Annotated in this window: 21 protein-coding genes and 4 tRNA genes; 24 read left to right on the top strand and 1 reads right to left on the bottom strand. The window is 60.5% G+C overall.

Features of this window, described 5'->3' with window-relative positions; genetic code table 11:
• Nucleotides 1–125: 125 nt before the first annotated feature.
• The 5 genes from LRP59_RS09830 to LRP59_RS09810 all read left to right on the top strand — a co-directional run bounded on the left by LRP59_RS09830 (nucleotide 126) and on the right by LRP59_RS09810 (nucleotide 4,020).
• Nucleotides 126–524 carry an NADH dehydrogenase gene (locus tag LRP59_RS09830; RefSeq protein ID WP_002522008.1) on the top strand — a complete coding sequence of 133 codons (399 nt, stop codon included), beginning with the start codon at nucleotides 126–128 and terminating at the stop codon, nucleotides 522–524.
• Entirely contained in the window at nucleotides 521–1,105 is a 585-nt protein-coding gene (locus LRP59_RS09825; protein ID WP_002514905.1) for an NADH-quinone oxidoreductase subunit C, read from the top strand. The genes LRP59_RS09830 and LRP59_RS09825 overlap by 4 nt, the downstream gene beginning before the upstream one ends.
• On the top strand, nucleotides 1,102–1,410 hold the full coding sequence (locus tag LRP59_RS09820; RefSeq protein WP_002514904.1) for a 4Fe-4S binding protein: 309 nt from the start codon (nucleotides 1,102–1,104) through the stop codon (nucleotides 1,408–1,410). Before LRP59_RS09825 ends, LRP59_RS09820 begins: the two co-directional genes overlap by 4 nt.
• The gene (mptB, locus tag LRP59_RS09815) at nucleotides 1,407–2,981 is read left to right on the top strand and encodes a polyprenol phosphomannose-dependent alpha 1,6 mannosyltransferase MptB (RefSeq protein WP_312845853.1); all 1,575 of its coding nucleotides are present in this window, start codon (nucleotides 1,407–1,409) and stop codon (nucleotides 2,979–2,981) included. The genes LRP59_RS09820 and mptB overlap by 4 nt, the downstream gene beginning before the upstream one ends.
• Before the next feature lie 103 nt (nucleotides 2,982–3,084).
• On the top strand, nucleotides 3,085–4,020 hold the full coding sequence (locus LRP59_RS09810) for an enoyl-CoA hydratase/isomerase family protein (RefSeq protein ID WP_002514902.1): 936 nt from the start codon (nucleotides 3,085–3,087) through the stop codon (nucleotides 4,018–4,020).
• A gap of 1 nt (nucleotide 4,021) precedes the next feature.
• On the opposite strand, the gene LRP59_RS09805 is transcribed toward LRP59_RS09810, so the two are convergent.
• Nucleotides 4,022–4,915, bottom strand: coding sequence for an exodeoxyribonuclease III (locus LRP59_RS09805; protein WP_002514901.1), 894 nt, complete (start codon nucleotides 4,913–4,915; stop codon nucleotides 4,022–4,024).
• Nucleotides 4,916–5,086: 171 nt separating this feature from the next.
• Between LRP59_RS09805 and LRP59_RS09800 the strand changes: the two genes are divergently transcribed.
• The 19 genes from LRP59_RS09800 to LRP59_RS09715 all read left to right on the top strand — a co-directional run bounded on the left by LRP59_RS09800 (nucleotide 5,087) and on the right by LRP59_RS09715 (nucleotide 23,690).
• Nucleotides 5,087–5,168: transfer RNA gene (locus LRP59_RS09800), tRNA-Tyr, on the top strand.
• A 202-nt stretch (nucleotides 5,169–5,370) separates the two neighbouring features.
• Nucleotides 5,371–5,443, top strand: a tRNA-Thr gene (locus LRP59_RS09795).
• Between the two features lie 65 nt (nucleotides 5,444–5,508).
• Nucleotides 5,509–5,583, top strand: a tRNA-Met gene (locus LRP59_RS09790).
• A gap of 55 nt (nucleotides 5,584–5,638) precedes the next feature.
• Nucleotides 5,639–5,809, top strand: a complete 171-nt coding sequence (gene rpmG, locus LRP59_RS09785) for a 50S ribosomal protein L33 (RefSeq protein WP_002514900.1) — start codon at nucleotides 5,639–5,641, stop codon at nucleotides 5,807–5,809.
• Between the two features lie 145 nt (nucleotides 5,810–5,954).
• Nucleotides 5,955–6,383 carry a MaoC family dehydratase N-terminal domain-containing protein gene (locus LRP59_RS09780; RefSeq protein WP_002514899.1) on the top strand — a complete coding sequence of 143 codons (429 nt, stop codon included), beginning with the start codon at nucleotides 5,955–5,957 and terminating at the stop codon, nucleotides 6,381–6,383.
• Nucleotides 6,380–6,796: a MaoC family dehydratase gene (locus LRP59_RS09775; protein ID WP_002522005.1), complete on the top strand. Its 417-nt coding sequence runs from the start codon at nucleotides 6,380–6,382 to the stop codon at nucleotides 6,794–6,796. The genes LRP59_RS09780 and LRP59_RS09775 overlap by 4 nt, the downstream gene beginning before the upstream one ends.
• Nucleotides 6,793–7,923, top strand: coding sequence for a UDP-N-acetylmuramate dehydrogenase (locus tag LRP59_RS09770; RefSeq protein WP_002514897.1), 1,131 nt, complete (start codon nucleotides 6,793–6,795; stop codon nucleotides 7,921–7,923). Before LRP59_RS09775 ends, LRP59_RS09770 begins: the two co-directional genes overlap by 4 nt.
• 103 nt (nucleotides 7,924–8,026) lie before the next feature.
• On the top strand, nucleotides 8,027–9,361 hold the full coding sequence (locus LRP59_RS09765; protein WP_002514896.1) for an aminotransferase class I/II-fold pyridoxal phosphate-dependent enzyme: 1,335 nt from the start codon (nucleotides 8,027–8,029) through the stop codon (nucleotides 9,359–9,361).
• An 82-nt stretch (nucleotides 9,362–9,443) separates the two neighbouring features.
• Nucleotides 9,444–9,516 (top strand) — tRNA-Trp (locus LRP59_RS09760).
• 93 nt (nucleotides 9,517–9,609) lie between these two features.
• Complete coding sequence (gene secE, locus LRP59_RS09755) at nucleotides 9,610–10,260, top strand: preprotein translocase subunit SecE (RefSeq protein ID WP_002514895.1); 651 nt, start codon at nucleotides 9,610–9,612, stop codon at nucleotides 10,258–10,260.
• Between the two features lie 23 nt (nucleotides 10,261–10,283).
• Nucleotides 10,284–11,195, top strand: coding sequence for a transcription termination/antitermination protein NusG (nusG, locus tag LRP59_RS09750; RefSeq protein ID WP_252236855.1), 912 nt, complete (start codon nucleotides 10,284–10,286; stop codon nucleotides 11,193–11,195).
• A 129-nt stretch (nucleotides 11,196–11,324) separates the two neighbouring features.
• Nucleotides 11,325–11,756, top strand: coding sequence for a 50S ribosomal protein L11 (gene rplK, locus LRP59_RS09745; protein WP_002514893.1), 432 nt, complete (start codon nucleotides 11,325–11,327; stop codon nucleotides 11,754–11,756).
• A gap of 89 nt (nucleotides 11,757–11,845) precedes the next feature.
• The gene (gene rplA, locus LRP59_RS09740) at nucleotides 11,846–12,544 is read left to right on the top strand and encodes a 50S ribosomal protein L1 (RefSeq protein WP_002514892.1); all 699 of its coding nucleotides are present in this window, start codon (nucleotides 11,846–11,848) and stop codon (nucleotides 12,542–12,544) included.
• A gap of 425 nt (nucleotides 12,545–12,969) precedes the next feature.
• Nucleotides 12,970–13,584, top strand: a complete 615-nt coding sequence (rplJ, locus tag LRP59_RS09735) for a 50S ribosomal protein L10 (protein ID WP_002514891.1) — start codon at nucleotides 12,970–12,972, stop codon at nucleotides 13,582–13,584.
• Nucleotides 13,585–13,597: 13 nt separating this feature from the next.
• Nucleotides 13,598–13,990 (top strand): 50S ribosomal protein L7/L12, encoded by a 393-nt coding sequence (gene rplL / locus LRP59_RS09730; RefSeq protein ID WP_002514890.1) that lies wholly within the window; start codon nucleotides 13,598–13,600, stop codon nucleotides 13,988–13,990.
• Between the two features lie 299 nt (nucleotides 13,991–14,289).
• Entirely contained in the window at nucleotides 14,290–17,769 is a 3,480-nt protein-coding gene (locus tag LRP59_RS09725) for a DNA-directed RNA polymerase subunit beta (RefSeq protein WP_023269330.1), read from the top strand.
• Nucleotides 17,770–17,938: 169 nt separating this feature from the next.
• Nucleotides 17,939–21,820 (top strand): DNA-directed RNA polymerase subunit beta', encoded by a 3,882-nt coding sequence (locus LRP59_RS09720; protein ID WP_002514888.1) that lies wholly within the window; start codon nucleotides 17,939–17,941, stop codon nucleotides 21,818–21,820.
• A gap of 234 nt (nucleotides 21,821–22,054) precedes the next feature.
• A complete protein-coding gene (locus LRP59_RS12160; RefSeq protein ID WP_002522000.1) occupies nucleotides 22,055–22,378 on the top strand; it encodes a hypothetical protein in 324 nt (107 codons plus the stop codon).
• A gap of 46 nt (nucleotides 22,379–22,424) precedes the next feature.
• Nucleotides 22,425–23,690: a choice-of-anchor M domain-containing protein gene (locus LRP59_RS09715; protein WP_187361754.1), complete on the top strand. Its 1,266-nt coding sequence runs from the start codon at nucleotides 22,425–22,427 to the stop codon at nucleotides 23,688–23,690.
• The last annotated feature ends 51 nt before the right edge of the window (nucleotides 23,691–23,741 follow it).

The raw sequence follows: 23,741 nt of genomic DNA, 5'->3' as shown, positions 1-23,741 counted from the left end.
TGCGCGTCTGGATGCTTCGGAACCAGCTACTAACGCTACCATCGAGCCTTTGCTTATCGAACTTCGGTCCCGGCTGCGCGCTGCCACGCGAATGTGATGAACAGTATCCTCGGTAGGATGACCTGGTGAAGTTCATCGACTGGTTCGCCGACGGATCCGTGTACGTCGTCGACCTCGCGCTGGCCTGCTGTGGGGTCGAGAGTGGGGCTGCCGTGTCAGCCAACGCTCCGGTGCGCGAAGAGATCCCAGACGGCGCCCCGATAGTGGTGTTCGTCTCCGGGACGGTGACGACTGGTCTGGCGCCCGTGGTGCGTGACACTGTCGGTGAACTCAAGCGCAACCATCCTGTTGACGTGGTGGCTTTTGGAGCGTGCGCCTGCGCAGGCGGACCCTACTGGGATTCCGCTGGTGTCGTCGCTGGACTCCCGGATGCGGGGGTCGACGCCGACCACTGGATTCCGGGCTGTCCCCCCGGACCTGAAACGCTCACTGGGTTGTTAGCCTCGTCCCGGGAGGCCGCATGACGACCAGCGATGTCCCTGCAATCGGCTGGCACGACGCTGTTGCCCAGGCGGTGTCCACTCGCCCGTGGCTGGCTCACCTGACGGCCATCGACGGGGCAGGGGAGCGCGGCCAGGATCCCGACATCATCGTGGTTTGCCGCCTCGAGAATCATGACGGCGACGACGTGACTATCTCCACCCGTGTGCCTCGTGACGGCGGGACCTTGGACTCGATTGTCGACGTGCTGGCCGGGGCATCTTGGTATCAGCGGGAGATCCACGACTTTTTTGGTGTGAGGTTTGTCGGCCCTGGGGCAGATGATCGTGCCCTCCTTGTCCACGATGCACCGAAACCGCCCCTGCGCAAGGAAGCTGTGTTGGCGCAGCGAGCTGACACCGTGTGGCCGGGTGCGGCTGACCAGGCTGGCTCGAAGTCCGCGGGTCGACGTCTGCCGGTCGGCGTTCCTGACCCTGAGACGTGGCGGCGTATCAAAGACGGCGAGGATGTTCCGGATGCCGAGGTCATCGCGGCCATGTCTGGCCGGCGCCCGCGATCAGCTGCCCGTCGAATGGCAAGCACGGCGTCAGGCAGGCAGGCATGAGACATTCGACTATCAACCTTGACGTCGACGCGTGCACCTCCTGCATGATCTGTGCCCGCGAGTGTCCGGCTTGGTGCATCACCATCGACGCTCACCACGAAGCGGTTCCGGATTGCGATGTTCGCCGTCCCCGCACGGTAGCCGTTCTCGACGAGTTCGCTATCGACTGGGGGCTGTGCATGTATTGCGGCATGTGCATCGAGTCCTGCCCGTTTGACGTCCTGTCCTGGAGCGATAAGTGTGTTCCGGAATCGTCGTCGCGCACCGATCTGGTCAGCGCGTGGGGATTGGACGGTGATCGGTGAAGCAGCCGGTTGGGCGGCGACGACGGATCAGATGGCTTGCCTATGTGCGCGCCTGGAGGTCCTGGTCGGTCCTGGAAGGGCTGGTTGGGACGATTCTCATCACGGCCGGATCACTGACCCCGGCCTATCTGCCACTGAACTCGCCATGGTGGTCTCGGCTAAACGAGGCTGGTCTACGCGGATCAACGTGGCGTATCGTCGGGACCTTGCTTGTCCTCGTTGGCGTCGGTCTGCTGGTCGATTCCTGGCTGCGCCTGCGGCCTGGTCGCGAGCCGCGTGACCTTACCGCAGAACCGCTGCCGAAGCATGCGCGTCGATACTTTAAGCACCTTCCAGGTATTCGTGCTGGACTACACCCGTGGGCTGTACTCGGCGTGTGGGGTCTGCCTTTCCTGCTCGCTCCACCCATCTTCAGTCACGACGCCTACTCATATGCCGCCCAGGGCTGGCTGCTGGAAAACGGCATCAGCCCCTATGAGGGGTATCCCGGGTTGCTACCTGGGGCCTTCGCCGACCAAGTTGCCCAGGAATGGCGTTATACCAAGACCCCCTACGGTCCTTTAGCCCTCGTCGTCCAACATGGGATCGTCCACCTCACTGGGGACAATCCCTACTGGTCGTCGGTCTTTATGCGTGTTCCGGCTCTCTTAGGCGTTATCGCTATAGGGTTATTGTTGTCCCGGGTGGCGCGTCGAGTCGGACGAGACCCGCACTTTGCAGCCTGGTTCTCCACCCTCAACCCCATCCTCGTGGTGGACTTCATCGGGGGAGCACATAATGACGCCCTCATGATGGGGCTGGTCGTTATCGGGTTGTGGATTGCTTGTATGACGAGTTGGTCATGGACGATTGGCGCGGTACTTGTCGGGGGTGCGGCGGCCGTCAAACAGCCGGCATTTATGGTCGCAGTTGCTCTGCCGATGATCCGTCATCCTATGGCGTCGTGGCATCCGCGCCACCTTTTTCCGGCTTTGGGGCGAACGGTAGGGTCCCTCACTATCTCGGTGGCTATTTTTTCGGGTATTTCGTGGGCATCGGGTTTAGGGTTTGGCTGGTACCACGCCGTCAATGTTCCCGGTATGGTGTTGACGGTGTCTCCTTTCACCCTGGTCGGCATGGGTGTGCGAATGGTGCTTGGTGCCTTTGGCGCACATCAAGCAGCGGCAGCTGTCATTCCGATTTCCCAGGCCATTGGCGTGCTCGTCGGTGTGTGTCTGTTGGTGGTCATGGCCGTCCGGTTACTACCGCGCAAGCCGCTGTCCTTCCTGGTGCTGGGATTTCTTGCCGTGGCATTATGTGCTCCAGCGCTGCATTCTTGGTATGTGCTATGGGGGGCGCTGCTACTGTCCCTGATTGACGAAGCTGTCCGCTTCGTTCGCCCTGCGGTGTGGACCACCGTCATCATGTTGTCCTTCGATGCGGTCAACCTGTCCTGGCGCAATAGTGCCGCAGCTCTCGGTGTCGCGCTGGTCCTGGTGCTGGCGGCCCGCCTGGTGTGGCACGAACACAGCCTGGGGCAAGGGTGGACGCATAAGGACGTTCACGTTCCGCACCCCCACAAGGTCCATTGACTGTTAGAGCGCCCGGTATGCAGCGGATAGTTCGGTGGCGGTAGCCATGGTTGTTGGGAGCAGAGAGTGACGACGCGAGTTCTTGACGTGGCAGGCTGGGGATATGGATGAGGTGAAGATCAGCGGTATCGACGATGTCACGATCATCTTGGACCGTCCCCGAGCAATCAACTCGTTATCTGGCAAGATGCTGGAGGCTATTGGGGAGGCCGTCAAGGGATCGCCGCGCAGCATCGATCTATCCGGTGCGGGAGAGCGCGGCTACTGTTCGGGGGCTGACATTCGCGAGCTCAGATCGTTGGCATTAAAGGATCCCGAGGCCGCTGGTGACTGGTTGGATGGCGAGTACGACGTTGACGCTGCCATTGCTGAGGTGCACTCGGGGACCGCACATCTGCACGGCATCTCCATGGGCGGCGGGCTTGGGTTGGCACTGCGCCTTAAGCGGGTCGAGGCCCGCGACGACCTCGTCCTCGCGATGCCGGAAACGGGTATTGGTCTATGGCCTGACGTGGGTGCGTGTTTCGAGCTCTCTCGGGCCCCGCGCCTTGTCGGCCGCCATATAGCCATGACCGGGGCCTCCATCGATGCGGCTTCGGCGCTGTGGGCCGGTTTGGTGGATGAGGTCGTCGACGCTGACGGCGAGCCCGTTGACGTCGATCCGGTCGCTTGTCAGTTGGCGCGCGATGCGGTGTGGATTCAGGAGTGCTATGACACTGATGATCCCGTCGAGGTGTGTCGTCGATTGGCTGATCGTCCCGAGCCGGCCGCGCGTAAGACGGCTGAGCACATTGCGACGCGCTGTCCGTTGTCGGTAGCTGTCGCATTGGCCGCTGTCGTGAGGGCTGAATCCGCGTCGGGTCTTGGCGAGGTGTTGGAGACTGATCGTGCTCTGGGGCGGTCCTTTATGCGCAATTCGGACTTTTGCGAGGGGGTGCGCGCCCAGCTGGTCGACAAGGACCGCAACCCGCACTGGTCCCACGAGAGCGTGGCTGACGTGCCCGCTCGTCAGGTTGAGGGGATGTTCGACCCGTCCTGACTTACAGGTCGTAGTCGATGACTACTGCTGCGTGGTCGGAGGTGCGCTCGGAGTAGGAAGGGTCACGATCAATCTCGGACGTGATGGCTTTGCTCGCCAACTCTGGTGAGGCCAGGTGGTAGTCGATACGCCAGCCCGCGTCATTGACGAAGGCCTTGCCGCGCCAGCTCCACCACGAGTAGGGCCCGTTGGTGTCGGGGTGCTGGGCGCGCACAACGTCAATGAGGGTGTCGGGGGAGAGGATGGTGTCGAACCACTGCCTCTCTTCGGGTAGGAATCCCTCATTGTGCTGGTTGGCTTTCCAGTTCTTGAGGTCGGCGTTTTCGTGGGCGATGTTGAAGTCACCCATAACGAGGAAGTGGCGGCCTTGGGCGGTGCATTCTTGGCGGCGTCGGACTAGGTGGTCGCGGAACCCTGCCAGGAAGGCCATTTTGCGGTCCTGCTTGGCGATGGCTTTCTCGTTGGCTGGATCCGGGGTGGCGCCTTTGGGCAGGTAGAGGCAGGCGACGGTGAGGGGAGTATCGGCCAGGTCGACCTCGATGTAGCGTCCCTCGTCGGCGAAGGGCAGCAACTCGGTGGGGAGGCCGTTGGTGTTGCCTGTGAGCACCTGTGCGGGGGTAGGAGCCTGGCCGGGAGTCATGACGAGGTGGGTTCCCCAGGACCGGACCTCGGCCGGGGCGGTACGGGTGAGGAGAGCGACGCCGTTGCGTCCGGCCAGCGAGCCGGGTGCCCAGGAGACGTGACGGTCACCGAAGGCTCCTTCGGGTAGGTCGGCAGGACGGCAACGCACTTCCTGCAGCCCGATGACGTCGCAGTCACGAGCCTCCATCCACTCGGAGAATCCCCGCTTTAAGGCAGCTCGGATACCGTTGATGTTGAAGCTGGCGATGCGCATATGCAGGAGTGTGTCACAACGCGGAGTACGGAGTCGGTTGTCCCGGGCGATCTCGTGCAACCGGTGACGTCTCTGGTGGTGGGTGATACGGATGCGGCCTGATTCACATACCAATTGGTCATGACTGCGGCCCGTCTGCTAATATCATCGATCGCTGGTTAACGCCAGCACGGCAGGTTGCCCGAGTGGCCAAAGGGAGCGGTCTGTAAAACCGTCGGTTTCGCCTACGTTGGTTCGAATCCAACACCTGCCACGCAACCCCCGGGTCGGATGGATTCGGGGGTTGGTTTCGCCATAACCAGGTCTTGGGCTGACATTGATCGGTTGGAGATGTGATGAGGCGGGACGGCTCGGTTCGACTGAAAGCCGGTTTCGGGGTTTAATCTCGGGGGTTTAGGAGATTTCGGGTTCTGATTTGCCAACGGTCGAAAGCTCGTGTAGTTTTCTCATCCGTTGCCCCTATAGCTCAGTAGGCAGAGCGTCTCCATGGTAAGGAGAAGGTCAGCAGTTCGATTCTGCTTGGGGGCTCTGAGTGTGAATCGGCCCCACTCGCCCGGTGGGCCGGGCCAGGATGCGGTGCCGAGGATCACATTGGCGGGGTAGCTCAGGGGTAGAGCAAGCGGCTCATAATCGCTGTGTCGCGGGTTCGATTCCCGCTCCCGCTACCAATTTAACCGGGGAAACTCGGGAGCACACACTCCATACGGCTCGAAAGTAGGAAAGATGGCCAAGAAGTCCGGCGACGTTCGCCCGAAGATCACGCTCGCCTGCACCGAGTGCAAGGAGCGCAACTACATCACCAAGAAGAATCGCCGTAACAATCCTGATCGCATGGAGATGGCGAAGTTCTGCCCGCGCTGCCGCAAGCACACCGCGCACCGCGAGACCCGCTGAGACCGGGACTTGAACCCAAGAATCTTAAACGAGGGGCTGCTTTAGAGGCGGCCCCTCGTGCTGTGTGGGAGCAATTGCTGTGTGTGAGCAATTAAGATGCTCCGAGGTATTCTGTGGCGGTGGGGGTCTGGGATAGCCTGACGACATGTCGATCAGTTCTCATGACGTTGGGCGCACCTACCCGACGACAGACCCGTATCTTGTTACCGCAGAGAAAATCCGGGAGCTTGCCACTGCTTTGGGGGATAACGCCCCGGCCTATCGAGGCGACGACCCCATTGCTCCGCCCACCTTCGCGATGGTGTTGGCGTCTCGGGCATGGGAGGCGTTGTTCGACGACGAGCAGCTTGACCTGCGCCTGGAGCACATGATCCACACTGACCAGTCTTTTCACTGGATCCGTCCGCTTCATGAAGGCGACGAGGTGACAGCCGCCCTCACTATCACTTCTGTGCGTACCCGAGGCAATACCGACATCATCGGCATTAACGTCTCGTTGGATCACGTCGACGGCGAGCACTTGGGCAATGCCACGTCAACGTTGTGGCATACCCGTCCAGAGGGGAACGCATGAGCGTACAGCTGTCGGAGGGGCAGACTTTCGGCCCGCGAGCCATCAACGTTACTCGGACTACTCTGGTCCGTTACGCAGGCGCATCCGGCGACTTTAACCCCATCCACTACAGTGATCGAGCTGCCCGCGAGGCCGGCATGGACGGAGTTATCGCCCACGGTATGTGGACTATGGGTGCGGCTCTTGGCACTGTCATAGAGTGGGTCGGCGGCCCTGAGCGGGTGGTTTCGCAGCGAGCGCGCTTCACTCGACCGGTCCAGGTTCCAGATACCGAGGGGGGCACCGCTATCGAGGTCGCCGCCACGGTGCGCAAGGTCAGCGAGGAGGCGGCGACCCTGGCTGTCGACGTCAAATGCGATGGCCAATCGGTCCTGGGCCGGGTCGAGGTGGTCGTGAGGCAGGGGGAGCAATGAGCACCACGGTCATTGGCCCCTACGAGGACGACGACCCCACTGAGGCCTGCAGCACGATTCATCACGAGGTCATTGGAACGACGACGTGTCTGTCCGGTGGCGAAGACGTGTCGCTGGCCCCCCTGACGACCTTGAAGGTGGGTGGCCCGGCGCGTCACCTTGTCATCGCGACGACCCACGACGAACTCTTGGCAACTGTTCGTGACTGTGATCGGCGCGGCGAGCCGTGCCTGGTGCTCGGCGGTGGTTCGAATGTCCTCGTCGGTGACAATGGGTTCGACGGCACCGTCGTCCGCGTCGCTACCTCGGGACTGTCCGCGGAGGTGTCGTCGTGTGGGGGCGCCTTGGTGACGGTCGCCGCAGGCCAGGTCTGGGACGATTTCGTTGTCCATGCCATTGAGCAGGAATGGGTCGGCCCGGAGTTTCTCTCTGGCATCCCCGGTCTCGTCGGATCGACGCCCATCCAGAACGTCGGTGCGTACGGCGTCGAAGTGGGGGAGTTCATCGCGCGGGTGCGTACGTGGGACCGTGTCGACGACACTCAGCGCACTTTTACCGCTGACCAATGTGATTTCGGGTATCGCTCTAGCCGTTTCAAGGCTGAGCCCGATCGCTACGTCGTCCTCGACGTCACCATGCAATTCAACCTCGGTACCCGCTCTCTGCCAGTCCGCTACGCCGAACTAGCGCGACGTTTGGGAGTAGAGCTGGGGGAGAGGGTCGATACCTCTCAGGTGCGTGAGACGGTGTTAGCGGTCCGGGCCGGTAAAGGGATGGTCCTCAACCCCAATGACCATGACACCTGGAGTGCCGGGTCCTTTTTCACCAACCCCTTGGTGCCGCCGGATCAGGTTCCGGAGGGGGCCCCGGCCTTCCCCCAGTCCGACGGTCGGGTCAAGACGAGTGCGGCCTGGCTTATCGACCACGCCGGTTACGGTAAGGGATTCAAAGCGGCTGAGGATGCGCCGGCGAGTCTGTCGACTAAACATGTCCTGGCTTTGACGAATCGTGGCGGTGCCAGTTCAGGCGACCTCATTACCCTCGCACGCACTGTTATTGGCGGAGTTCGCGACGCTTATGGGATCACCTTGGTGCCCGAGCCGCGCTTGATCGGCTGCACGATCTGACGCGTCCTAGCATTGCCAGACGCCACGACCCTTCAAGCCTTACTGCAGCAGGGCTGGAGGGTCGCGTGTTGTCCTGGACTGGCGAGGAGACAGAATTGGGGGCATGACCACCCCGTTGATTGACCTGTCCCACGATGACCTGTCCGTCCTGCATCAGCAGCTAAGCAGCGAGCATGCCGACCTCGTCGCCCGTGGTGTCTGTCTCAACATCACCCGTGGCAAGCCTTCTCCAGCTCAGCTTGACCTCAACGCGAACTTACTGACGATTGACGTCCCCTCTCATGCCGAGGACGGCCGGGACGTTCGTAACTACGGCGGTAACCGAGGTCTCCCTGAGATTCGCCGCATTTTCGGCGAGTTGTTGGGCGTCGACGTCGACCACATCATTGCTGCCGACAATTCCAGTTTGTCGATCATGCATGATCTGGCGATGTTCGCTTTCGTCCACGGCATTGCCGGACAGAAGCCCTGGTCCGGTCAGAACGTCAAGTTCATCGCCCCGGTTCCCGGTTACGACCGACATTTTGCCATCTGCGAGCATCTAGGCATTGACATGATCCCGGTGGAACTAGGAGAGCACGGCCCTGACGTCGACGAGGTTGCGAAGCTAGCCGCCGATCCGTCGGTCAAGGGCATGTGGGTCGTGCCGATGTACGCCAACCCGAACGGCGCCATTTACGACGAATGCACAGTCCGGGCTTTGGTATCCATGCCGGCAGCGCCAGATTTCCGTATCTGGTGGGATAACGCCTATGCCCTGCACCACCTCACCGACACTGAGCGCCCTGCCCTGCCGGTGCTCCACTGGGCTGAGGAAGCGGGCAACCCGGACCGCGTTTTCGAGCTGGCTTCAACGTCCAAGATCACCTTCGCTGGTGACGGCGTTTCCTTCCTGGCCTCTTCTAAGGCCAACCTCGACTGGTACCTGGGACACGCAGCAATCCGCTCGATTGGCCCTGACAAGGTCAATCAATTGCGTCATGCGCAGTACTTGCGTGACGCTGAGGGGGTCCGCAAGCTCATGCGCGCCCATCGTGAGATCCTTGCCCCGAAGTTCGCTGTCGTTAATGAGATCCTCACTCATCGTCTGGGCGGACGTGGTGTCGCATCCTGGACTCACCCGACTGGTGGTTACTTCATCACCCTCGACGTTATGGACGGTACCGCGTCACGAGTTGTTGCCCTGGCCAAGGAAGCTGGTATCGCGCTGACACCAGCTGGAGCGTCTCACCCGTTGCACCGTGACCCGCACGATCGCACAATTCGTCTGGCCCCGTCGTTTCCTGGTGTGGACGAGCTGCGTGCGGCTATAGAGGGTGTGTCGACCTGCGTCTTGCTCGCAGCTAGCGAGAAGCTGCTGAAGGGTGGGCCACAAGACCGTGCAGCTGAAATGGCTGCGGTCAACCACCCGATGGATGGTTGGCCGGAAGTTCTGTAGGCTTCTATCGTGCCTAATTCGACGCGGGACCGAGTTCTCTCCTATACTCCCTGTGCTGGCGTTGTCACCCAGGCATCGCCGAAGGGCACTAGCTCAATTGGCAGAGCAGCGGTCTCCAAAACCGCAGGTTGGGGGTTCAAGTCCCTCGTGCCCTGCGAGACGCATGTGCGGGGCGTATCCCTGGTGCGCAGCCGTGGCGAAGTCCTGGTCCACGGCACCAACCGTCAGGCAGGACCCGAAGGAATAGCGTGACCGACGAGAAGCGAAACCTCAGCGACGGAGACGATCTTTCCGTCAAGGGCGAGCTGTCTCCAAGGGGCGAGGATCTGGCATCCAACAACCTTCCGGAGACTGACGAGTACGACGTTGTCGACCCAGAGGCTGAAGAGTTGACGACCCCAGACGATGTCGTCGATAAGACTCCCGATAAGGCCGATCCCGAAGATATGGTTATTGACGACCCCGACCAGCTCGAAGGAGCGGAGGAGGTCGCTGCGTCAGCTCGTTCTTCCCGGCCGGTGCGCAAGAAGGATTCTGCTGGCAAACCAGCCCGCCGCGGCAAGCCCGTGCGCAAGGAAGCTAGCGCGGCTGATGAGGAGCCCGCTACCGCGTCTGCGGCTAAGTCTGCTGGCCCCGAGCCGAAGCGTAAGCTGACGAAAGCTCCGGTTCGCAAGGAGCGTTCTCACCATAAGCCCGCCGATCAGGGCAAGCAACGCATTGGCCCGGTGACCTTCACCAAGCAGTCGGTTGCTGAGTTGCGCAAGGTCAAGTGGCCTAGTGGCGACGAGCTGGGACAGTACTTCCTCGTCGTCCTCGTCTTTGTTCTGCTCATCATCGCCTACGTCAGTGGCTTGGACGTCGTCTTCGGATGGGTCGTCATCAAGCTCTTTGGCCACTGACGATCACATTGGAGAATTGACCTGTGAGTGACAGCCCCCATTTCAGTGAAACTGACGACGTCGAGATTAACCTTGACGCGTTAACCCCCGACACCGCCGAGGAGAAGGACAACGAGGTCGAGATCGACCTTGGGGACCTCAGCGAGGAGGACTCTGCTGAGGAGCCCGAGATCAACCTTGATCTTGGTGACGACGAGCCTGCCGAGGCCTCAGATGATGACATCGCCCGTAACCTCGGCATCGGTCAGGCTGCTGACGATGAGCAAGACGCCGACGAGGATGAGTCTTCTGAAGCTGATAATGCTGATAATCAGGATGTCGTTGACGCTGCCATTGAAGAGTTACGCGGTGAGCTGTCCTCGAAGTTCGGCGAGTGGTACGTGCTGCACACCTACTCCGGCATGGAGAACAAGGTGAAACAGAACCTGGACGCTCGGGTGCAGAACTTCAACATGGAGGACTACATCTTTGAAACGGTCGTCCCGACCGAGGAGGTCGTCGAGATCCGCAACGGCGCGCGCCGTACGATCACCAGGGTGTACTTGCCTGGTTACGTGCTGGTGCGGATGGACCTCACTGACGACTCGTGGGGTATCGTGCGCCACACCCCGTCGGTGACCGGGTTCGTCGGGCAATCCACCACTCCGATCCCGTTAACTTTTGATGAGGTCATCAAGATGTTGACGCCGTCGGTTCTCGCCAGGGTTAGTCGTGAGAACGCTGACAAGGCTCCCTCACCGAAGGCTAAGCCAAAGGTTGAGGTTGCCGACTACGAGGTCGGCGAATCGGTGCAGATCACTGATGGCCCTTTCGCTGGTGTCCCAGCCCAGATCACGGAGATAAACACGAATAACCAGCGCATCAAGGCTCTGGTTGAGATCCTTGGCCGCTCCACTCCGGTGGACCTCGAGTTCAACCAGATCGAGAAGATCTGAACCTGATTTTGGCCCCACCGGCCGAGTTGCTTAGACTTGGCCGGTGCGTCTGCGTCCGAGTGCTCGTCACACTTGGACTCACACTGACGGCACCGACCGGTGTCGTCACCACCGAAAGAAGGACCCAACATGCCTGCTAAGAAGAAAGTAGCGGCCGTCGTCAAGGTCGCGCTGCAAGCGGGACAGGCCACCCCGGCCCCGCCCGTTGGTACCGCTCTTGGTCCCCATGGTGTCAACATCATGGAGTTCTGCAAGGCTTACAACGCTCAGACCGAGGGACAGCGTGGAAACGTCGTCCCGGTCGAAATCACCATCTACGAGGACCGCACGCTCAGCTTCGTCCTCAAGACCCCGCCGGCTGCTGAGCTCATTAAGAAGGCTGCCGGAATTAAGAAGGGCACGGAGAACCCGGCGACCCACAAGGTTGGCAAGATCTCCAAGGATCAGGTCCGTGAGATCGCCGAGGCTAAGATGCCAGACCTCAATGCCAACGACGTTGAGGCGGCCATGAAGATCGTGGCTGGTACTGCTCGGTCCATGGGCGTCGAGGTTGAGGCCTGAGGCGCCCAACCCGCAGACAGTTTTCCCACAAACAATTTTTGTGGAGGGGCACGCGCTGCCCTCACCACACCTGGTGAAAGGAACCAGATATGAAGCGCAGCAAGGCATATCGCGCAGCCGCTGAGAAGGTGAACGTCGACCAGCTGTACTCCCCGGAGGAGGCTCTGGCCCTGGTGGCTTCCGGCGCGTCGGCCAAGTTCGACGAGACCGTCGATGTGGCTATCCGTCTCGGCGTCGACCCCAAGAAGGCCGACCAGATGGTTCGCGGTACCGTCAACCTTCCTCACGGCACTGGCAAGACGGCACGGGTCCTCGTCTTTGCTACCGGTGAGAAGGCCGAGGCCGCCCGCGAGGCGGGCGCCGACGAGGTCGGTGACGACGATCTCATCGCCAAGGTCCAGGGCGGGTACTTGGACTTCGACTCCGTGGTTGCTACCCCGGACATGATGGGCAAGGTTGGCCGTCTGGGACGCGTGCTCGGTCCGCGTGGCCTGATGCCGAACCCTAAGACCGGCACTGTCACCATGGATGTCGCTAAGGCTGTCTCCGATATTAAGGGCGGCAAGATCGAGTTCCGTACCGATCGTTACGCCAACCTTCACTTCCTTATTGGGAAGGTGTCCTTCGGATCCGAGAAGCTGGCCGAGAATTACTTCGCTGCTCTCGACGAGATCTTGCGTCTTAAGCCGAACGCCGCTAAGGGTCGTTACCTGCGTAAAATTACCGTTTCCTCGACGATGGGTCCCGGTGTGCAGATCGATCCTGTCGCCGCTCGCGACGCAGACTGACTGACTGTTGACGGCCCCCGCAACGACGTTGCGGGGGCCGTCTTTGCGTCTCCGCGAGCCACCGCCTGCCCAGGTGCGCCTCAGCCAAACTGTGGATGTGACCATGGTGGTCATGGCGTCATCACGCTGGGGAGTTTCTGAACGCATCCCCAGATGGACATGTTATTGGGGCGATTGGAGCTGCCCTATCGCGTAATTTGGCACTCCACCTACAGCCAGCTATTCTGTACGAGTTGCCGTAGACCGCTGGTCGGGGTTTCCCGCCAAGTATCCGGAGCGATGGATGGCCCGCGCAGGTGAACGCCGAGATGACTTGTTACCCCGTCGTGCGCCTGTGCACCGGGGGTTCTTTTTGTCCTCCCTACGGCTCCGGCGCTAGCAGTGCAGCTGCCAGCGCGACGTACGAGAAGTGGGAAGGAGACCCAATGGCTAGGCCTGACAAGGTCGCTGCGGTCGCCGAGCTGAAGGAGAAGTTTTCCTCGGCCGACGCCACCGTGCTGACCGAGTACCGCGGTCTCTCCGTGTCGGCGCTCAAGGATCTGCGCCGTTCACTGGGGAGTGACGCCACCTACGCCGTTGCGAAGAACACCCTGACCCGCATTGCCGCCAGGGAGGCGGGTATTGAGGGACTCGACGATCAGCTCGTCGGCCCCACCGCCCTCGCCTTTATTCATGGTGACGTGGCCTCCGTGGCCAAGGGTTTGAAGAACTTCGCAAAGGACAACCCGCTCCTGGTCATTAAGGGCGGTGTGATGGACGGTAACGTCCTTGACGCCGACCAGGTTAAGAAGCTCGCCGATCTCGAGTCCCGCGAGGTCCTCCTCGCCAAGCTCGCCGGTGGCCTCAAGGCCAACCTCACGAAGGCCGCTGTGGTCTTCAACGCCCTGCCGTCGAAGGCCGCCCGCGGCCTGGGCGCTTTGCAGGAGAAGGCTGCTGCCGATCCGTCTGTGATTGGTGGAGCTGGAGAGGCTTCCGACCAGGAGCCCAAGACAACCGAGACCCCTGAGGCGTCCGCCGCCCAGGACAACACCAACGAGTGAAAGGACGCCCATCATGGCGAAGCTCAGCAACGAAGAGCTCCTTGACGCTTTCAAGGAGATGACCCTCATCGAGCTCTCTGAGTTCGTGAAGCAGTTCGAGGAGACCTTTGACGTGTCCGCAGCCGCCCCGGTGGCTGTCGCTGCTGCCGGTGCTCCGGCTGCCGGTGGCGAGGCCGCTCCTGCCGAGGAGGAAAAGGACGAGTTCGACGTCATCCTCGAGTCGGCCGGCGACAAGAAGATCCAGGTCATCAAGGAGGTCCGTGGCCTCACCAGCCTGGGCCTGAAGGACGCCAAAGACCTCGTCGAGAGCGCCCCGAAGCCGGTCCTCGAGAAGGCCAAGAAGGAGGACGCCGAGAAGGCCAAGGAGGCTCTTGAGGCCGCCGGTGCCACCGTCACCCTCAAGTGAGCATGTGACTGCTTACAAAGTTCACTACGTGGGGCCACTCCTCTTTGAGGGGTGGCCCCACGTGCTTGGCAGGTAAACCCGCATCACGGCCCGGTCTCAGCGAAGAGGAGATCGTTGCCTTATAGAAGTGTCCCCCATGGTGAAGGCTAGGTGGCGTGGACTTGCGGTAAAGTAATAAGGCGTATTACAATAGCTCATTGCACCATTGCCAGCGATCGCCCATGCTTGACATGGGCGGTTTGTCATGCCCCCAGACCGGCCGACGGGTCGGTTGTAGGAGTTCTCGGAAGGACCGCACATTGGCCGCCACGCGTACCGCGTCGAAGAACACCAGCGCCATTTCGCCCCAGTCGGGACGAATTTCATTCGCCAAGATTCACGAGCCGTTGGAAGTTCCCAACCTTCTCGATCTTCAGGTCGAGTCGTTTAACTGGCTCGTTGGCAACGAGATATGGCAGTCCCGTGTGGACGCCGCCCTTGCAGAGGGGCGCACCGACATTAATACCAAGTCCGGACTCGAGGAGATTTTCGAGGAGATCTCTCCGATTGAGGACTACTCCCAGACGATGTCCCTGTCTTTCCGGGACCACCGTTTCGAAGATCCTAAGCACAGCGTTGACGAGTGCAAGGATCGTGACACTACCTACGCAGCCCCGCTGTTCGTGACTGCGGAGTTCATGAACAATGAGACCGAGGAGATTAAGTCTCAGACGGTCTTTATTGGTGACTTTCCGCTCATGACCTCCAAAGGCACCTTCATTATCAATGGCACGGAGCGTGTCGTGGTGTCCCAGTTGGTGCGTTCCCCCGGTGTCTACTTTGAAAAGACTGCCGATAAGACCTCCGACAAGGACATCTTTACCTGCAAGGTGATCCCGTCGCGTGGCGCCTGGCTCGAGTTCGAGATCGACAAGCGCGACACCGTCGGCGTCCGTCTGGACCGTAAGCGCAAGCAGAACGTGACCGTCTTCCTCAAGGCCCTCGGCTGGACTGCCGACCGGATTCTTGAGGAGTTCGGCACTCATGAGTCGATCCGTCAGACCCTTGAGAAGGATCATGGCGTCGAGACTCAGGACCAGGCTCTCCTTGACATCTACAAGAAGCTGCGCCCCGGTGAGCCGCCGTCCCGTGATGCCGCGCAGCAGCTGCTTGAGAATTACTACTTCAACCCGAAGCGCTACGACCTGGCCAAGGTTGGTCGGTACAAGATCAACAAGAAGCTCGGTCTGTCCCTGCCCTTCGATCAGCAGGTCCTGACGGTCGATGACATCGTCGCTGCTATCCACTTTGTGTGCGCCCTGCACGAGGGCACCGCGACTCTGCCGCGGGAGGGACAAGACGACATCGTCGTTGAGCCCGACGACATTGATCACTTCGGTAACCGTCGTTTGCGTACCGTCGGCGAGCTGATCCAGAACCAGCTGCGTACCGGTCTGAGCCGTATGGAGCGCGTCGTGCGTGACCGCATGACTACGCAGGACATTGAGGCCATTACCCCGCAGACGTTGATTAACATCCGCCCAGTGACGGCAGCGATCAAGGAGTTCTTCGGAACCTCCCAGCTGTCGCAATTCATGGATCAGAACAACCCGCTGGCCGAGATGACCCACAAGCGTCGCCTGTCGGCCTTGGGCCCCGGCGGTTTGTCTCGTGACCGTGCCGGCATGGAGGTCCGTGACGTTCACCCGTCGCACTACGGTCGTATGTGCCCGATTGAAACCCCTGAGGGTCCGAACATTGGTTTGATTGGTTCGCTGGCTTCCTTCGCTCGCGTCAATGCTTTTGGGTTCATCGAGACCCCATACCGCAAGGTCGTTGACGGGCATGTTACCGATGAGGTCGTCTACCTGACCGCTGACGAAGAGGATCGTCACGTCATTGCCCAGGCCAACGCGAAGCTTGATGACGACGGCCATTTCGCCAACGATCGTGTGCTGGTGCGCCAGCGCCACGGTGAGGCCGACGAGGTTCCCAGCTCCGAGGTCGACTACATGGATGTGTCCCCGCGCCAGATGGTGTCGGTGGCGTCTGCTCTCATCCCATTCCTCGAGCATGACGATGCTTCCCGAGCCCTCATGGGTGCGAATATGCAGCGTCAGGCCGTGCCGCTGGTGCGCACTGAGGCTCCATTCGTCGGAACTGGTATGGAATACCGCTGTGCGGTTGACGTCGGTGATGTCACTCTTGCTGAGAAGGCCGGTTCGGTGCTGTCGGTGAGTGCTGACCTGATCGACATCGCCTGCGACGACGGCACATACCAGACCTACAAGCTGGAAAAGTTCCGCCGCTCGAATGCTGGTACCTGCATCAATCAGCGTCCGCTGGTCAAGGTGGGGCAGCGCGTTGAGGTTGGCACCCCGCTGGCCGACGGCCCGTCGACCGACAACGCCGAGCTTGCCCTCGGTCGCAATATGTTGGCCGCATTCATGCCTTGGCAAGGCCTCAATTATGAGGACGCCATCATTCTGTCCCAGCGGATCGTCTCTGACGACGTTCTCACCTCGATCCACATCGAGGAGCACGAGGTCGACGCTCGTGATACCAAGCTGGGTGCTGAGGAGATTACTCGGGATATTCCGAACGTTTCCGAGGATATGCTGGCCAACCTTGACGAGAACGGCATTGTGCGTATCGGTGCAGAGGTTGGCACTGGCGACATCCTGGTTGGCAAGGTCACTCCGAAGGGCGAGACCGAGCTGACCCCTGAGGAGCGTCTGCTGCGCGCGATCTTCGGTGAGAAGGCCCGCGAGGTCCGTGATACTTCCCTTAAGGTTCCTCACGGCGAGGAAGGCACTGTCATCGGGGTGCGCATCTTCGACACCGAGAACGGTGACGAGTTGGCGCCGGGCGTTAATCAGATGGTTCGCGTCTACGTCGCCCAGAAGCGCAAGATTTCCATCGGTGACAAGCTGGCTGGACGCCACGGTAACAAGGGCGTCATCTCGAAGATTCTACCTGTCGAGGACATGCCGTTCTTGCCGGACGGCACCCCTGTCGACATCATCCTCAACCCGTTGGGTGTACCCTCCCGAATGAACGTCGGGCAGGTTCTTGAGATGCACCTGGGCTGGATCGCTCACTCCGGCTGGGATATCACCCAGGCCGAGGGCGATTGGGCTGAGCGTCTGCGCGAGGTTGGCCTCATTGATATTCCTGAGGAATCCCGTCTGGCCACCCCGGTATTCGACGGTGCCACCGAGCAGGAGATCACCGGTTTGCTGCAGTATGGCCATCCAACCCGCGATGGCGAGATGCTCGTTGACACCGACGGTAAGGCGACCCTCTTTGATGGCCGTACCGGCGAGCCCTTCCCCTCGAAGGTGGGCGTCGGCTACATGTACATGCTGAAGCTGCACCACCTGGTCGACGACAAGATCCACGCCCGTTCCACCGGCCCGTATTCGATGATCACCCAGCAGCCGCTTGGCGGTAAGGCCCAGTTCGGTGGTCAGCGATTCGGCGAGATGGAAGTGTGGGCTATGGAGGCCTATGGCGCCGCCTGGGCCTTGCAGGAGCTGCTCACTATCAAGTCCGATGACGTTCCAGGCCGTGTCAAGGTCTATGAGGCGATCGTCAAGGGCGAGAACATTCCTGAGCCGGGTATTCCTGAATCCTTCAAGGTGCTCGTCAAGGAGATGAAGTCACTCTGCCTGAATGTGGAGGTGCTCAACTCGGAGGGCCAAGAGATCGACTTGCGCGGCTCTGAGGAAGACACCCGGTCTGGTCTGGGTATCGACATCGGGCGTCGTCCTGGTGCCGACAACGCTATGGCCGACTGACCTGCCCATATGTCGGGGGTGACGGCGTCGGCCCCCGACCCCTGAACACAGTCCGTTTGACGGGGGTGGGGACGGGCCCGGACAACCCGACTCACACAGACACCCCGACTGGAACCCCTCCTGACGAGGAGGGGCCACCACCCACCCGAGTGGGGGAAAGAGAACAATCGTGCTGGACACCAACTACTACGACCGGTTGCAGATCGGCCTGGCCACGGCCGACCAGATCCGTGCGTGGAGCCACGGCGAGGTCAAGAAGCCCGAGACCATCAACTACCGCACCCTCAAACCCGAGCGTGACGGCCTGTTCTGCGAGAAGATCTTCGGACCGACCCGGGACTGGGAGTGCTACTGCGGCAAGTACAAGCGCGTCCGCTTCAAGGGCATCATCTGTGAGCGCTGCGGCGTCGAGGTGACCCGCTCCAACGTGCGTCGTGAGCGTATGGGACATATTGAGCTGGTTGCCCCGGTGACCCATATCTGGTATTTCAAAGGGGTTCCCTCCCGTCTGGGGTACTTGCTCGATATCGCTCCGAAGGACCTCGAGAAGGTCATTTACTTCGCGGCCTATATGATCACCGCCGTCGACGATGAGGCTCGCCACCGTGACCTTCCATCGCTGGAGGCCAAAGTGCAGACCGAGCGGTCGCGGCTGGAGCAGCGCCGTGATTCCGAGCTGGAGGCCCGCCGGGTCAAGCTTGAGGAAGACATGGCTCAGCTCGAGGCCGACGGTGCCAAGGCTGACGTGCGACGCAAGGTCAAGGACGGCGCCGAGAAGGAGCTCAAGCATATTGAAACTCGCGCTCAGCGCCAGATTGATCGTCTGGACGCCGTGTGGGATCGCTTCAAGAATCTCAAGGTTCAAGACCTTGAGGGTGACGAGATTCTCTACCGCGAGATGAAGTCGCGCTTTGGCAAGTACTTTGAGGGCTCGATGGGTGCCGAGGCGGTCAAGCGTCGTCTGCACGATTTCGACCTCAAGAGCGAGTCTGAGAAGCTGCGTGAGATCATCAAGACTGGTCGCGGCCAGAAGAAAACCCGCGCCCTTAAGCGCCTCAAGGTGGTTCAGGCTTTCCTCGATTCCGGTAACTCGCCGGAGGCTATGGTGCTGGACTGCGTGCCGGTCATCCCGCCGGATCTGCGTCCGATGGTGCAACTCGATGGTGGCCGCTTCGCCACCTCGGACCTCAACGACCTTTACCGTCGCGTCATTAACCGAAACAACCGCCTTAAGCGACTGGTTGATCTTGGCGCCCCGGAGATCATCGTGAACAACGAGAAGCGAATGCTCCAGGAGGCTGTCGACTCGCTGTTCGATAACGGCCGTCGTGGGCGTCCGGTGAGTGGCCCGGGCAACCGCCCGCTGAAGTCGCTGTCGGACATGCTTAAGGGCAAGCAGGGCCGTTTCCGTCAGAATCTGCTTGGTAAGCGCGTCGACTATTCTGGCCGCTCGGTCATTGTCGTCGGCCCGCAGCTCAAGATGCACCAGTGTGGTTTGCCGAAGACGATGGCGTTGGAGCTGTTCAAGCCTTTCGTCATGAAGCGTCTGGCTGACCTTGAGCATGCTCAGAATGTGAAGTCTGCCAAGCGCATGGTGGAGCGTCAGCGTCCGGTGGTGTGGGACGTCCTCGAGGAGGTCATTAAGGAGCATCCGGTTCTGCTGAACCGTGCACCGACGCTGCACCGCCTGGGTATTCAGGCCTTCGAGCCTCAGCTCATTGAAGGCAAGGCTATCCAGCTGCACCCGCTCGTCTGCTCGGCCTTCAACGCCGACTTCGATGGTGACCAGATGGCTGTGCACCTGCCGTTGAGTCCCGAGGCCCAGGCTGAGGCCCGCGTCCTCATGCTGTCGACGAACAACATCCTCAAGCCTGCTGATGGTCGCCCGGTCGCCTTGCCTTCGCACGAGATGATCATTGGTGCCTACTACCTGACGATGGCCCTTGACGGCCTCAAGGGTGAGGGGCGTGCCTTCACCTCGCTTGCGGAGGCCATTATGGCCCACGATCTTGGTGAGCTCGAGATTGGCGCCAAGATCAAGCTGCGCCTTAAGGGCATTGTGCCGCCGCATGACGAGACGGTTCGTGCCGACGGTTCGGTGATCCTCGATACCACTCTCGGACAGGCGCTGTTTAACGAGGTGCTTCCGGACGACTACCCGTACGTTGACTTCTTGGTTGGCAAAAAGCAGATCGGCAAGATCGTTAATGATCTCAGCGAGCGCATGACCCAGCTCGAAGTGGCGCACGTCCTCGACAACCTTAAGGACATTGGCTACAAGTGGGGTTCCTTGTCCGGCGTGACCGTTTCTATTGGTGATGTCCAGACCCCGCCGACTAAGCCGGAGATCCTGGCTGGGTATGAGACCCGCGCTGCCAAGGTCGACCGTGAGTACGATCGTGGCGCCGTCACCGAGGAGGAGCGTCGTCAGGACCTGATCCAGATCTGGACTGAGGCCACCGCCGAGCTGACCGCCGCCATGGAGGCCAACTTCACCCAGACTAATCCGATTCACATGATGGTGGATTCGGGCGCTCGAGGCAGTATGACGCAGATGCGCCAGATTGCCGCTATGCGCGGTCTGGTGGCCGACCCGAAGGGCGACATCATTCCTCGCCCGATTAAGTCGAACTTCCGTGAGGGCCTCACGGTTCTGGAGTACTTCATTTCCACCCACGGTGGTCGTAAGGGGCAGGCTGATACCGCTTTGCGTACCGCCGACTCGGGTTACCTGACCCGTCGTCTGGTCGATGTTTCCCAAGACGTGATCGTGAGGGAGAACGATTGCGGCACTACCCGCGGTATGCCCAAGACGATTGCTGTCAACGATGGCAACGGCAACCTGGTGCGTGTGGAGGGGCTGGACACTGCAGTGTACGCCCGCTGCTTGGCTGCTGACGCCCTCGACGCGAACGGCAATGTTGTGGTGGAGGCCAACTCTGACCTTGGTGATGAGGAGATTTCTCGGCTCATCGCGGCTGGAATCTCGCAAATCAAGGTGCGCTCTGTGCTGACCTGCACTGCTGCCCAGGGCTGCTGCGCTCGCTGCTACGGACGCTCGTTGTCGACCGGTCATCTGGTTGACGTCGGTGAGGCCGTTGGCATTATCGCCGCTCAGTCGATTGGTGAGCCCGGAACCCAGCTGACGATGCGTACCTTCCACACCGGTGGTGTTGCTGGTGACGACATTACCCAGGGTCTTCCCCGTGTCGTCGAGCTCTTCGAGGCCCGTAGCCCGAAGGGTAAGTCGCCGCTGGCTGAGGCTGCCGGTGTCATCCGTATCGACGAGTCCGACAATCGCCGCAAGCTCGTATTGGTGCGTGATGACGGTGAGGACGATGTTGAGTACGTCGTGCCGCGCCGTGCCCGTCTCGAGTTTGATCTCGACGGTACCCACCGCGTTATCCGCGACGGTGTGCGAGTCGCCGCTGGCGAGCAGCTCATGGGTGGTACTGCCGATCCGCAGGATGTGTTGCGTATTTCCGGTGTCCGCCGGGTGCAGGAGTACCTCGTCAAGGAGGTGCAGAAGGTCTACAACACTCAGGGTGCTGGTATCCACGAAAAGCACATTGAGATTGTCATTCGCCAGATGTTGCGCCGGATCACCGTCATTGAGTCTGGTGACACCCAGATGATGCCAGGCGAGCTCGTGGACCGCGGTGCATATGAGGCTGCTAACCGTAAGGCGGTTGCTGAGGGAGGCCGTCCGGCCGAGGGCCGCCCGGTGCTGATGGGCATCACCAAGGCGTCGTTGGCCACCGAGTCGTGGTTGTCGGCGGCGTCCTTCCAGGAGACCACTAAGGTTCTTACTGACGCCGCGATCAATGGCAAGACGGACACCTTGGTTGGTCTCAAGGAGAACGTCATCCTCGGTAAACTTATCCCGGCCGGTACTGGTCTGGAGGTCTACCGCAATATGCGGGTGGAGCCGACCGCAGAGGCTAAGGCTGCTGCGTTCACGATGAACTATGACCCGTTCGATTACGACTTTGGTTCAGGATCGGGCGAGGCTGTTCCACTGGATGACTTGGACTTGGGCGATCTGGGCTGAGGTTATAAACGCCGACTGCGAGTCTCTCCTCCCTCATTGTGAGGGAGGAGAGACTTTTTGCATGAGGCGGGAGGTTTAAGCAGGGCCTTGGAGCTTCGATGGGCGTGGGCTTGAGCTATTAATGCGAAAGACTCTCAATATCATGTACCATGATGGTGGTTCTCTCTCAGAGATATGCGCAGGTGATCCTGGGCTGTCCTCTATGAGCCACCCGTCTCATTGGAAAGAAGTGATATGCAGATCAGGAAGAACCTACGAAGGCCGGTGGCGTTGGCCGTCCTCATGACTCTGGTTGCGTCGGTGTTCGCGCCGATGTCATGGGCCAGGGACGCCAAGGTGGTCTTGAGTAAAAATCACACGGACGCCTTCTACATCACCACTGATACCGGTGTCCCCGTCGTCAAGGTTGCCAATGGGCTCCACTCGCGAATGTACGACCCAAACGATGTCGAATTCCAGATTCAGTCGGACACCTACGGCAAGCGGTACAAGCTCACAGGGCTGAGTGAGTCACCTTTTGAGGGCTACTGGCAGCGAGAATACTGCCGAATGGTTTGAACCTGGCTGGAATGCTCCGGGCTTCACAAAGAATGGATTCGACGCGTTGCGCGTCGACTTCACCGCGATTACGGGTCCAGGCAAGATGTACCTCCTCGGCAATTCACCCGAGGCAGACGAGAACGCCAAACTCGGCACCTTCCTCGCTGATGACACATATCAGGTGGTCAAAGGAGCCTCACTGCCGATCAAGGGTCATCAGCATGCCCACTGGTTCTTCACTCATGCCGGAAAATACACCATGAGCGGTGTTGTTGTCGGCGCCAAGACCGACGGGGACAAGGTCTCCTCCCAGCCGTTCACCATGTCGTGGGATGTCCTGAAGTCTGACGACGACAAGCGCCCTGATCCTTCTGACGACTCGGGTGAGCCTTCCGCTGGGCCGTCGCATGATCCGTTGGAGGAGCCGTCCGGTGCACCCCACGACGCGGCAGCGCCGAAGATTGACGACACCAAGGTCGAGATCGCCCAAGGCCATCTTGACGTGTTTACTGGTATCGCTCGCAACCGCAAGCTAACGATGGTCATCAAGGATGACCACAGCGGCAAGGCCATCTACCGGAAACCTGAGGCGGTGACACTGCGCATCGGTAAGAATGCCTACCGGAAACTACCCCAGAGCATGCACGACCGCTTTGGGCCTGAGGGGTACCTTCTAGCCCAAAATGGCGACAATCAACAAGAGGTACTGTTCCCAGGCTGGGACACCTATGGTGTCACACCTGATTTCGGGGCTGTTGACCTCGAGTTCGTCGATGTGAAGGGGCCAGGGAAGGTGTACATGTTCCTGCAGGGTATCGGTAAGCTGTGTTCCCCGCTGGTGTCCGGTTCATGGGTGCTGGCCTCGGGAGAGTCCATCTCGCAGAAGAAACCGGGCCATGTCCACACTAACTGGTTGTTTGAGAAGCCAGGTACCTACACCATGAAGGTCCGGCTGAAGGGAGTCCCGGTCACGGCGACTGATGGCAAGGCCGTTGTTTCCGAGCCGGTGACGTACACGTGGGTTGTCGGTGACCGAAGCGGTAGCCAATCGTCTGCGGCGCCGACCGTTCTTCCGTCAGTGACGGTGCCGACCGGCCAACCATCTGCGGTGGTCAGTGCTCGCCAGCTTGTCAAGAGGGTGGATGAGAAGACAGCTCCCGAGCCGTTTACGCCGAAGCCGACTCCGGCCCCGACTTCCGGTGAGCGTACCGTCAAGCCGGTTCCGGGTGCTGCCACTACGACGGCAACCACCGTCGTTACCGATGGAAATGATCAGGGTGTTGCGCGCGTCGCTGGTGGGATAGGCACTCTGCCTCATACTGGTGTCTGACAGTTTGAATTACTCTTCCTATCTGTGAAACCCCGCGTCTCAGGACGCGGG

This window comes from Cutibacterium sp. 37298, assembly GCF_023838685.1.
Lineage (GTDB): Bacteria > Actinomycetota > Actinomycetes > Propionibacteriales > Propionibacteriaceae > Cutibacterium > Cutibacterium acnes.
This window is presented reverse-complemented; position numbering and strand designations above follow the sequence as displayed.

Bases quoted from the DNA above. Each gene is read 5' to 3' on its own strand.
- LRP59_RS09825 (WP_002514905.1), top strand. From the start codon at position 521: ATGACGACCAGCGATGTCCCTGCAATCGGCTGGCACGACGCTGTTGCC.
- LRP59_RS09820 (WP_002514904.1), top strand. From the start codon at position 1,102: ATGAGACATTCGACTATCAACCTTGACGTCGACGCGTGCACCTCCTGC.
- LRP59_RS09810 (WP_002514902.1), top strand. From the start codon at position 3,085: ATGGATGAGGTGAAGATCAGCGGTATCGACGATGTCACGATCATCTTG.
- LRP59_RS09805 (WP_002514901.1), bottom strand. From the start codon at position 4,915: ATGCGCATCGCCAGCTTCAACATCAACGGTATCCGAGCTGCCTTAAAG.
- rpmG (WP_002514900.1), top strand. From the start codon at position 5,639: ATGGCCAAGAAGTCCGGCGACGTTCGCCCGAAGATCACGCTCGCCTGC.
- LRP59_RS09780 (WP_002514899.1), top strand. From the start codon at position 5,955: ATGTCGATCAGTTCTCATGACGTTGGGCGCACCTACCCGACGACAGAC.
- LRP59_RS09775 (WP_002522005.1), top strand. From the start codon at position 6,380: ATGAGCGTACAGCTGTCGGAGGGGCAGACTTTCGGCCCGCGAGCCATC.
- LRP59_RS09770 (WP_002514897.1), top strand. From the start codon at position 6,793: ATGAGCACCACGGTCATTGGCCCCTACGAGGACGACGACCCCACTGAG.
- LRP59_RS09765 (WP_002514896.1), top strand. From the start codon at position 8,027: ATGACCACCCCGTTGATTGACCTGTCCCACGATGACCTGTCCGTCCTG.
- rplK (WP_002514893.1), top strand. From the start codon at position 11,325: ATGCCTGCTAAGAAGAAAGTAGCGGCCGTCGTCAAGGTCGCGCTGCAA.
- rplA (WP_002514892.1), top strand. From the start codon at position 11,846: ATGAAGCGCAGCAAGGCATATCGCGCAGCCGCTGAGAAGGTGAACGTC.
- rplJ (WP_002514891.1), top strand. From the start codon at position 12,970: ATGGCTAGGCCTGACAAGGTCGCTGCGGTCGCCGAGCTGAAGGAGAAG.
- rplL (WP_002514890.1), top strand. From the start codon at position 13,598: ATGGCGAAGCTCAGCAACGAAGAGCTCCTTGACGCTTTCAAGGAGATG.
- LRP59_RS12160 (WP_002522000.1), top strand. From the start codon at position 22,055: ATGCAGATCAGGAAGAACCTACGAAGGCCGGTGGCGTTGGCCGTCCTC.